The sequence below is a fragment of the Lysinibacillus sp. GbtcB16 genome (genome assembly GCF_019091145.1).
In the GTDB taxonomy this organism is placed as follows: Bacteria; Bacillota; Bacilli; order Bacillales_A; family Planococcaceae; genus Lysinibacillus; species Lysinibacillus fusiformis.
In genome coordinates, this window is record NZ_JAGXJV010000610.1 from 1 (window position 1) to 255 (window position 255).

1 pseudogene is annotated in these 255 nt (G+C 45.1%); it reads left to right on the forward strand.

Annotation, left to right across the window (positions count from 1 at the left end):
* Positions 1-59: 59 nt before the first annotated feature.
* Positions 60-255, forward strand: a pseudogene (locus tag KVT27_RS25400) (glycosyltransferase family 4 protein); the annotation flags it as partial.

Here is a 255-nt window from a genome sequence, read left to right on the forward strand (position 1 = left end):
TAGAGAGAGGGCATGAAGTAACGATTCTAATGCCGCGATGTGGAATTATTGAATACGCGATGAAGGCGACAATCATCCGTACCCGCCAGCTCGATTATATTGACGTGGATGAGTTTCCAAAAAGCGACTTCATTATTTCAAATTACTACACCATCGTTTCCGGTTCTCAAGTTGCCAGCGAGCAAGGGAAGGGCGTGCATATCCGGTTAAGCCTTTGCTATGAGCCTGCTTTTCTCCCCCATAATGATATTACTT